9 protein-coding genes are annotated in these 8,291 nt (G+C 43.8%); 5 read left to right on the top strand and 4 right to left on the bottom strand.

Annotated features, from left to right (window positions below; translation table 11 throughout):
• Positions 1–402: photosystem I reaction center subunit XI (locus tag F6J99_RS37090; protein ID WP_293109171.1), on the top strand; the 402-nt coding region annotated here is incomplete at its 5' end.
• 269 nt (positions 403–671) lie between these two features.
• On the opposite strand, the gene F6J99_RS37085 is transcribed toward F6J99_RS37090, so the two are convergent.
• The gene (locus tag F6J99_RS37085; RefSeq protein WP_293120769.1) at positions 672–869 is read right to left on the bottom strand and encodes a hypothetical protein; all 198 of its coding nucleotides are present in this window, start codon (positions 867–869) and stop codon (positions 672–674) included.
• Between the two features lie 185 nt (positions 870–1,054).
• On the opposite strand from F6J99_RS37085, the gene fldA reads away from it, so the two are divergent.
• The 4 genes from fldA to F6J99_RS37065 all read left to right on the top strand — a co-directional run bounded on the left by fldA (position 1,055) and on the right by F6J99_RS37065 (position 3,385).
• Positions 1,055–1,567 carry a flavodoxin FldA gene (gene fldA / locus F6J99_RS37080; RefSeq protein WP_293059326.1) on the top strand — a complete coding sequence of 171 codons (513 nt, stop codon included), beginning with the start codon at positions 1,055–1,057 and terminating at the stop codon, positions 1,565–1,567.
• 277 nt (positions 1,568–1,844) lie between these two features.
• The gene (locus F6J99_RS37075) at positions 1,845–2,045 is read left to right on the top strand and encodes a hypothetical protein (RefSeq protein ID WP_293120767.1); all 201 of its coding nucleotides are present in this window, start codon (positions 1,845–1,847) and stop codon (positions 2,043–2,045) included.
• Positions 2,029–2,766 (top strand): alpha/beta hydrolase, encoded by a 738-nt coding sequence (locus F6J99_RS37070; protein ID WP_293120765.1) that lies wholly within the window; start codon positions 2,029–2,031, stop codon positions 2,764–2,766. The genes F6J99_RS37075 and F6J99_RS37070 overlap by 17 nt, the downstream gene beginning before the upstream one ends.
• Positions 2,767–3,055: 289 nt before the next feature.
• A complete protein-coding gene (locus F6J99_RS37065; protein ID WP_293120763.1) occupies positions 3,056–3,385 on the top strand; it encodes a hypothetical protein in 330 nt (109 codons plus the stop codon).
• A 560-nt stretch (positions 3,386–3,945) separates the two neighbouring features.
• Here the strand turns inward: F6J99_RS37065 and F6J99_RS37060 are convergent.
• From F6J99_RS37060 to F6J99_RS37050, 3 genes are all read right to left on the bottom strand, one after another.
• Positions 3,946–4,974: a chlorophyll a/b binding light-harvesting protein gene (locus F6J99_RS37060; RefSeq protein ID WP_293120761.1), complete on the bottom strand. Its 1,029-nt coding sequence runs from the start codon at positions 4,972–4,974 to the stop codon at positions 3,946–3,948.
• A 145-nt stretch (positions 4,975–5,119) separates the two neighbouring features.
• On the bottom strand, positions 5,120–6,136 hold the full coding sequence (locus tag F6J99_RS37055; protein WP_293087106.1) for a chlorophyll a/b binding light-harvesting protein: 1,017 nt from the start codon (positions 6,134–6,136) through the stop codon (positions 5,120–5,122).
• An 825-nt stretch (positions 6,137–6,961) separates the two neighbouring features.
• Positions 6,962–7,846, bottom strand: a complete 885-nt coding sequence (locus tag F6J99_RS37050; RefSeq protein ID WP_293120759.1) for an EfeM/EfeO family lipoprotein — start codon at positions 7,844–7,846, stop codon at positions 6,962–6,964.
• Positions 7,847–8,291: the final 445 nt, after the last annotated feature.

Here is an 8,291-nt window from a genome sequence, read left to right as displayed (position 1 = left end):
CTCAAAAACCTACCTATTTACCGTCCCGGTCTTTCTCCCCTGTCCAGGGGTCTAGAAATTGGTATGGCTCATGGGTATTTTATCTTTGGTCCGTTTGCCAAATTAGGACCGTTGCGGGATTCACAGATGGCAAACTTAGCTGGTGTTACAGCAGCCATTGCTCTGATTGTAATCGCGACCATCGGCCTATCAATCTACGGTACAGTCACCTTTAAGAAAGAGCTGCAAACTGTACCTCGACCCACATTCGTTACTAGGGTACCTGAGGTACCAGAAACTATCCAAACTGCTGACGGATGGAGTCAGTTTGCTGGAGCTTTTCTAGTTGGTGGCGCTGGAGGAGCGATTTTTGCCTATCTGCTGGTCAATAACTTCAGTATGATTCAGGGCATGATGGGTTAAAATAGTTGCTAAGAAGTCTCAACAAATGCTAGAGTAATTAATGGAGCATTCTATAGGCTTCTTAAAACAGGAGCTGTCTGGGGCTAGGAAGCCATGTCAACCCTAACCCCATTATCTCTTTTCCCTAGCTTAGATATAACTAACGGTTCATCCGTCCGATAGTGACAGCCAGGTTAAGTGCAACCTTGATCGAAACGATGGCAACAGACAATAATCCCTCCTTTTGGTCTCAATTTATTGATAATATTTAGTGATAGATTGGAAATGACCTAGAGGGCTTTGATAAAGATGGATGTTTCCACGTGCGACTGGCATTTACTGGTATTGCTGCCACTGTCGGCAATGGATGCCAATGCTGGAGGAAAGGATACTGACTGAGTAGCGTGTACAGATATCGGAAACGTTGCTTCTGTACTACCTCGGTAACCACTAAGAACAGCAAGCATACTACTTAGTTTTTCAACCATCTAGTAGGCATATGCGCTACGCGCACGCTGCGCGAACAGGAATCAGCACTCAGCAAGATTTTTAATCAAATAAAACTTAGGGATTCAGTTAAAGAGTACTTTCCCTTTAACTCAATGCTTGTTAAAAATAGCTGAACGCTCAATGCTTACTAGATTTAATCAACATCAATCAGGAGTAAATAAAAATGTCAAAAATTGGTCTTTTCGTCGGCTCTCAAACCGGTAAAACAGAGGCGGCTGCTGAAGAAATTCAAGAAGGACTTGGCGGTGATGGTGTCGTCACTATACATAAAATAGAAGAGGCTGAAAATAGCGATTTTGAAAAGTACGACAATATCATCATCGGCTGTCCTACTTGGGATATTGGGGAATTACAAGCTGACTGGGATGGCTACTTTGAGGAGCTAGATAATATCAACTTTAGTGGAAAGAAAGTTGCCTACTTTGGGACTGGAGACCAGGAGGGATATCCCGATAACTTTATGGATGCCATTGGTATTCTAGAAGCAAAAATTTCCGAATTGGGGGGTAGCACCGTTGGACAGTGGCCAAATGAGGGTTACGAATTTAATGAATCAAAAGCTCTCAAAAATGGTAAGTTTATTGGTCTTGCCCTCGATGACGATAACCAGTCTGAACTGACTGAAAAACGGATAAAAACTTGGGTAACCCAACTCAAACAAGAGTTTGGAGTTTAGTTTTTACAACCCTTGTAAGCTGCTATGCATTTAAATTGGCTATTTTCCAATTAGGAAAAAACCTGAGGTGCGCTTGACCCGTAATTAAATTCGCCACGGGTCGCACCTGAAAACCGTCTCTTTTTTATAAAGCTAGCTACGTTGACCGTTGACTATTGACCACTGAAAGTTGATCGTTAACGGTCAACATTAATGACTTTCAAACATATAATAAAATGCTTCACCCCTATTGAAGATTTGTGATTATAAAATTGCTATAGGGATCCGTGTAGGAATTATGATAATTTTTTATCCCTACTCCCGTCTTGATGCAGTCGCTCATGGGGGGAACCCCCAAGACCGCGCTGCATCGCTACTCCCTACTCCCGTCTTGATGCAGTCGCTCATGGGGGGAACCCCCAAGACCGCGCTGCATCGCTACTCCCTACTCCCTACTCCCTACTCCCTACTCCCTTTGCTATATGTCTACTCTGCCTGATATCCTTTGGTTGAATGTTAGTCCAAGTTTTCTACGTTTTGATCAGCCTTTAATTCGTTATTTGTCTAAACAAAAGCGAGTTGGCCAGTGGGAGTATCGCCAAAACCAAGATGAACCAACTTCTCTTGATATCGCCCTTACCTTACTTCATGACTATCTCAAAACCTCAGATCATCCTATCCATCTGGTGGGCCACAGCACTGCCGGTTTGGTAGGACTACTGTATAGCCGTAAATATCCTGAAAAAGTCCAGTCTTTAACTCTATTATCAGTAGGTGTTAATCCCGCAGTTGACTGGCAAGCGCACTACTATGTGCAGTTCCAACTTCTACCCTGCACTCGCCAAGTGTTGCTTACCCAAATGGTTAAGAGCATCTTTGGTCATCAGAATCACCAGATCACTAAAGGTTTAGTAACCATCCTAGAGCAGGATTTAGCTTATTCTCCCTCTCCTCACTCCCTATATAAACGGGTTACTGTACCACCAACAGCAGTGCAAGTGCCATTAATGGTATGTGGTTGCAAGGATGACATTATTGTTGATTCTAATGCTTTGCAAGGATGGAAATCTTGGTTAAAAGAATGCGATCGCTTATGGGAATATCCCGAAGGGGGTCACTTCTGCCACTATTTCCATCCCCAGCGAGTAGGACGGCAAATCGTCCGGTTTTGGGAATCCCTATCATCACCAGTCCCTGAGCCATTAGCGATTAGTAGTTAAGTAAGCTATCAGCTATCAGCTATCAGCGATTAGCGCTATGGCCAGGCTACGGGAATGGCTGAATGCTGAATGCTGAATGCTGAATGCTGAATGCTGAATGCTTACACTATCTGTAGCATCCATAAATTGAAATCCTATTAGTTAGTGTAGCGGTTTCTAGCCTAATGAAGTACACAAGATTTTTTCCCTGTTCCCTCTTATGACTTCCCTGTTCCCAGATCCGCTGTTCCCTGTTCCCTAAAACCAGGGACTCTGTACCTCACCAAATTCAAAACGGCTATAGTTAACCATGTTCGATATACTTCTTTCTCAGGTTATTCAACATTTGGCAACGTTTCTGTGCAGCATAGCTGCTTGGACATTAATCGGAATAGCGTTATGGCGGATTCGGGTCACCTTTCAAGATGGTGTCGCTCATTTGAGACAATTACATCAAATTCCCTGTAGTCGCTGCGCCTTTTTTACTGGAGACTATCGCCTCAAGTGTACAGTGCATCCATCAAAGGCGCTAACAGAAGAAGCAATCAATTGTTATGACTATGAGCCAACTCTTAATCCTGCTAGGGTTAACTCACGAGGGTGTAAGTGTATTAATCAAGCTACGTCTAAAGTTGTGTGACGATAATACGTTCGGCTCTGGCGCTTCAGATGCGATCCCAAGTTTGGTAAGCTATTAGCTATCAGTTATCAGCTATCAGCTATCAGCTATCAGTTTATGCGCTACGCGCAAGCTACGTGAACAGCTTTTAAATAAGTAAATAAGCGATGCAGCGCGGTCTTGGGGTTTCCCCCAAGACCGCGCTGCATTAAAACAACAACTAAGCATTGGTTTAATCTTTTTTACGTCAGCACCTCAAGTGCGAATGGCTGACCGCTAACCGCTGACCGCTGTTGTCAGCCGTGAGCTTTTAGCTCACGGCTGACAACAGCTTCAGTTTTCCAGCAGGTTTCTGCTTGCATAGGAATTGGGATTTTTAATAAAAATATTTCTTGATAAATAGCTAAAAAATAAAAATCAGATCACCACCCTAGTGATCTGATTGGCTGTTGGTTTACCATAAGGAGGACTAGCTTCCTGTCTAGAGAAGAAACCCTGGCTCTGTGTCTCGTCTAGATGGCAACTTACATTTTAAGTATACCATTTAATGAAAAATATTTGCAACTATTTTTTCAAAGAAATTATGACGAAGGCTCCGTAGTTGGATTGTCTTGGGATTCTGAGAGCTTCTCTAAGTACTTAATTTGAGTACTCATTAATACACTGCCAGAACGGGATTGGACAGCATGCCACAGGTGCCCCCCTAAAAACAAGAGTCCCAAGAAAAACTGAATATTTGCTGCTACCAGACGCTTAGAACCGTAAAATTCAGTGGGAAAGACGGTAGTGTTATTAGCAACAAAAGCAGCAGAGACAAAAGCCATGAAGGCTAGAGACCCTAAACTGTAGGAGAGGATTGCTTCTCCTTCAATCTGGAGCGCACTCCTAGCCCAGTTAAATGGAGTGGAGACAATATGCCAAATTCCCCCACCAATACACATCATCCCAATCCAAATATGACCACCAATGACATCCTCTAAATTATTGACAGCTGCCATTCCAAGAGGATTCCAACCCCCATCGACAATGCCAAAGAGATAACCAAAGATAGTCACTGGGTTAAGCGTTGGGCTGGTAATGATACGTACATTGCCGACAGCAGCGTCATAAATGCCACCAAAGACCATTGCTTTGGCTACCAGCAACAAGGCACCCACACCTAGGAAAATCAGATGATGCCCTAAAATAAAGCTGAGCTTTTTGGGGTCAGTCCATTCATAGTGGAATTTAGGGGCGCGTCCAGTGCCATCTTTCAAATTTGCAACACCACTAAAAACATGAAATAGACCACCTGCACCCAAAACAGCCGATGCAGCTAGATGCAAAATGCCAATCACAAAATAGGGATAGGTATCTGTGACCACACCACCGGGTGCGACACCCCAGCCTAAAGTGGCTAAGTGGGGTAACAAGGTTAATCCTTGCTCGGACATGGGCTGACCAGGCACAAGCTGGGAAATTTCCGCTATGGTAGTTGCGCCTGCCCAGAACATAATCAAACCAGCGTGAGCAATATGAGCTCCTAATAATTGACCGGATAAGTCCCTAAGACGGGCATTACCAAGCAACAAATCCGGATTAGTTCGTGATGGAATACTATTTGTTGTCATGAAAACTGAGTATATCTCTATCTAAAACATAAATTTGGTAGAGTGCTACTCAGCAGCCCAGGAAATTTTTGGTTTAGTAGGTGTTAGATTGATTGGACAGCAGCTAACACCTACTATCTAGAGAGGGCTGCTTTTTACTAGCTAATTAATTCAAGCCTTCCTCAAATTTCTTAAAGTCAACGCCGATGGAACGCAATGCATGCCATAGGTGACCTTGAAGAAAGAAGAAAGCCAGGAAGAAGTGGGCATTCGCCAACCAGCAGCGAGGAGTGTGGGCACCCAAAGGCAACTCAATAGTGTCGGCAAAATATGGGGAAACACCAAGCTTAACCTCTAAGGCAGGACCATAGAATTCGACGGGATAGGCTAGGGTATTAACTGCGCAGAAGTAAGCTGCTACAAATCCTGCCAGAGCAATACCGCCGAGAGAGTAGGAAAGAACTGCTTCTCCCTCGAAGCTTACGAGATTCTTTGCCCACTTCAGTGGTGGGATCAGGATGTGCCAAATACCACCACCAACGAGTAGCAAGCCAACATATATGTGACCGCCTACCAAGTCTTCTAAGTTATCCACCGAAGCAAAATGGGTTTGATAGCCATAGATTGCCAATGGATTAAGATTTGGGCTGGTAACGAGCCTGACATCATGAATGGTGGCATCGTATAGTCCGCCAAAGTACATGGCTTTCGCCGCCAATAACAGAGCGCCTACTCCTAGAAAAATTAGATGATGCCCAAGAATAAAGCCTAACTTCTTAGGGTCATTCCATTCAAAGTGGAATTTAGCGGCACGACCGCCAGCATCTTTCAATTGCGCTGGACCTTTAGCGGAATGGAACAAAGCACCCGCTCCCAGAACAGCGGAGGAGATCAGGTGTAGAGCGCCAATCACGAAATAGGGGTAAGTATCCACTATCTGACCGCCTGAGCCTACACCCCAGCCCAAAGTAGCTAAGTGGGGCAGCAGAATCAGCCCCTGCTCACCCATTGGCAGGGTGGGATCATACCAAGAAATTTCAAACAGAGTAAATGCTCCAGCCCAGAAAACGATCAGGGCTGCTTGGCCGACATGAGCAGCTACGAATTTGCCAGACAAGTTGGCCAGGCGGGCGTTACCAGCCCACCAGTCATATTTAACCTCGGGATTACCGTATGTTTGCATACTCGATCCTTACTCGATCCTTAATTGCTTCATTGTTTCACCACCTCCTGTTTAGGGTTGAGGTGAAATCACATGAATCGATTGTGCAGCATTAGGGAAGCAATTTAAAGTAACTTGCAATATTTTGTAATATTTATTGCGAATAATTAGCATTTTTAGGATTCAAAAATTATCTAAAACTCTTGTATATCAAAAGTTACAGGGATTTAAGCTAATCCAAAATTACCCAAAATTGTTGTCAACGCCTATCATCAGTTTTTATTTTATAAATAAGTTTTATCATTAGTTTTTCTAATAGTTGGCTAAAATGCTGTTAAAATAGGAATATATACTGCTGTCAGTCAGCTCAAACTTGACTTATATATCTGAGCTATTATTGAAATCGTACAATTTAACGATGATTTAGGAAAACTTAGGGCTTAGCCACCTTATACACTACAGATAGTAATTTTTTATCCTGTTTAGCGCTATATTTATGGTTTAGTAACGGACGGAAGTGTCAGTGGTCCTTGATCTAATGGCCTATGGGTCTAACCACCCTTATCGGTTTAATGTGATCACAAATTCTATAATAGACCCTTTGGTAACACTTGACAAATTTTAGCAATACGTATAATGTCTATCCTAGACATCTTCTCTTATGTCTGATTACGAGCCATAATCGCGGCAGAGATTATATTTACTACTCTCTGCCGCGCTTTTTGCTTCTCGTTTACCGGAATAGGCATGATCGTCTTAGGTGGTATTAGGCATAAGTAGGATTAAGGGCAAAAACCATGAACTCAAAACCCAACAGCTAACACTGTGCCACCGTGCCACCGTTCCCTAAACTTCGAAACCAACGGGTATTTCTAAAACCTTTGCTGCTTTGACCAACGCTCTGCGGAACCTATAGCCGACGTCTACAATATCTTTTCGCTGACTAATGTCGAGAGAACTATAGGGTTGAGCTGCAACTTCGCCCTGGGTGAAGTAAGGTTTAAGCTTGCCTTTTGCTGCTTTATAAGCTGCCTTAACCTCTTGATCCACACTGGGGTCTTTGTCTGCCACTTTTGCTGAATAGGGAGCATACTGGCTGAAAATTCCGATCCAGTTATCTGAGAAGATTAACAGGCTCTGATCCGACCAAGTTTCTTCTTCGCCACAAATCTTCTTGGCTACTACTTCTGTCGCCAAAGCAATCATCCCCTCAAAGTTCAAGGTGGAATTGAAGTTCTGCCGCCGATCTAAATCTTTGATTAGGGTTTTGACGCTCTCGACCAACTCTTTAGCATAAGGGAGCGCTGGTTTCACCTTCCCTTCCCGGTACAAGAGAACTTCGATCCGGTGAAATCCCTTAAATTCTGGGTTATCCTCCCCACCATCAAAAGCAGAGGGGCGAGCATCAATATCCCGGTCAGTTTCTTCAAAGCTGGCTGCGTAGGTTTCGATTTGCTCGTAAGGAGGACGGGCTTTGACATAGGCGTCTTTGGCATTTTCCAAATTGCCACTGCGAATTGCTTTCACTAAGTCTTCGACAAGAGGTAGCTGTACTTGAGCTTGTTGTCGGAAATACCTTAAGCCCTGATCAACCTCTGCAGCATAGGGATCCCTACCAGCTGCTGCAATTAACTCCTTGCTTGAACCAGGGCGAATTAGACTAGAAGCCGCTAGGGTGCCTAAACCACCCACAGCAGTAATTTGTAGTATTTTGCGTCGATTAATTGTCATGGGGTTAAACTTGAGAAAGATTCTTTTTTAGCTTCGATTATTATAGTAGACCTTGATCAACTTGATAAAAATATTTATCGATAAATTAAATCTTAAAGATGTGATCAAGAGATTGTGAACAGGTACTCAAGACACAATAATCCCATACCACCCAAAAAAGTTGCCCAAAAAAAAAGTCCCAAGTCAGACTAGTGTTACTGATTCCAATTCTGCAAACTACGGCTACTCATCTATTTATCTCCCCATCTCCCCATCTCCCTATCTCTTTATCTCCCCATCTCCCCATCTCCCCATCTCCTCATCTATTTATCTCCCCATCTCCCCATCTCCCTATCTCTTTATCTCCCCATCTCCCCATCTCCCCATCCCCCCCTCTCCCCATCTCCCCATCTCCCCCGATCGCCAGAGCTTCGTGTAGCGCTGAAGGGAATGCCTCCATATACGC

Origin of the sequence: Moorena sp. SIO4G3 (assembly GCF_010692305.1) — a bacterium.
Lineage (GTDB): Bacteria > Cyanobacteriota > Cyanobacteriia > Cyanobacteriales > Coleofasciculaceae > Moorena > Moorena producens_A.
The sequence above is the reverse complement of the archived record's forward strand: the minus strand, read 5'-3'. Positions and strand labels throughout refer to the sequence as shown.